This is a genomic window from Bacillus sp. P4_D3 (genome assembly GCF_056401855.1).
The window spans coordinates 1-1,598 of sequence record NZ_JBFUIN010000695.1 but is presented as its reverse complement, the minus strand read 5'-3'; the positions used below and the strand labels follow the sequence as shown (position 1 = coordinate 1,598).

General features: G+C 29.8%; 2 protein-coding genes. Both read right to left on the bottom strand.

The features are described 5' to 3' along the window. A partial coding sequence (locus AC1DTM_RS25680; protein WP_477001210.1) for a glycosyltransferase family 8 protein occupies positions 1-794 on the bottom strand: 794 nt, incomplete at its 3' end. 14 nt (positions 795-808) lie between these two features. Beyond that, on the bottom strand, positions 809-1,546 hold the full coding sequence (locus AC1DTM_RS25675; RefSeq protein ID WP_477001209.1) for a glycosyltransferase family 32 protein: 738 nt from the start codon (positions 1,544-1,546) through the stop codon (positions 809-811). Between the last annotated feature and the right edge of the window lie 52 nt (positions 1,547-1,598).

The following is a 1,598-nucleotide window of genomic DNA, read 5'->3' as shown; positions in this document are numbered from 1 at the left end:
GGATGCTTACACCCTTTAACCCAAGGTCTATTCACAAATGCAGGAGTATAGTGAATAAATACGGGTGCATCCATTGCTTCCCTCAATTCAACCTCACTATAATAATTTTTTATTCCATAATAATTCATGATTTCATTCCTACTCATAGTAAAGAAAGGAGTCATAGCATTATATTTCGGATGAAGGAATAAAATCTCTCCTTTTAAAACACCATTTATAGCCCCTTGATCATGGTGGAAAACTCGCCCATCATACAAACTTATAAATTCGATGAATTTTTTTTCAATGTTCTCATTCCTCCATCTTTTAAGGTTTATTAAAAGCATACCGGAATTTATATATAAATCATTTATATCCATGTTTACACTTAACTTAGTATTTTCACTAACTGTATCACACACGCCAGCTACATAATGATCATTTATATCTATATTCCACAAATCACTCAAACTACTATTTATTACCGAATCACAATCAAGATAAATAACTTTATCCATAGGCTCCTTAATGAGGCTAGTAAGAAATAATCTAGCATATGCATTTATAGAAATTGAGTTTCCTATATTAAGTTTCATTTTCTCTGAAAGCTCTTTAAAATCCATAAATTGAATATTCCTATTATATTGCCTACAAATTAACTTTAGTTTATTTTTATTATGTGATGACAAGCTATTTTCGATTAGATAAATATTAATAGTAGTAAAATGTTCATTATTCTGAAACAGCGATAGCATCGATACCCCTACATGCTGTGCATAATTATCATCAGCTGAATACACAACATTTAAATTCATAGTAATCCTCCTAACTATTTAGATAACATTTTTCTTAATCTAAAAATTGCATCTTCACCTAATACATTAGATAGAATTAATTTTATTTTCGTTTTTACCCTAGCGCTTAATGGCAGCCAACTTTTATAAAAGTAATGGATGGTGTATGTGTTTTCAGTAATAAATTTTCGACAATTAATATAATCGTATGGAGAAAAATATGTTTGTGGATAAAAAGCTCCTATTCCCTCTATTTCCTGATATTCTCCATTTGTTTTAAGTCCCATATTTTTTAATAACTCTGTTACAATTGCTACATTTGTCAAGTCATCATAGTTTCCATCTTCTTTTATAAATTTTTTCTCTTCATATGAATCTAAAAATATTTTTATCAGTTTATTTCCTTTTACTGACCCTATTGTGCTTGTCGCTATATAATTTTCTTGCTCGAATCCCCAAAATGAATCATGGTGAAGAATTTCATTGAATGATTTAAATATTTCGACATCTGTATCTAGGTAAATCCCTCCAAACTTGTAGAGAGCATATACTCTTACATAGTCACTGACGAATGCAAACTTTTTAGCCTTATAAGCTTCACTCACATATAGATTTTGGTTTATATCAAAGTTATCCTCATTCCATTCTCTTATTTCATACCCTACTAAATGTATTTGCCAGCTATTTATACATTTTTTAATTATTTCAGGTTTTTCCTTTCCTCCAAACCAGCAATAATGTATTATTCTTGGGATTTTCTCAAGTTTCTCCACTTTTCCGACCCCTCTTTTTGGATATGCCTTATACACTTGCTAAATGTAATCT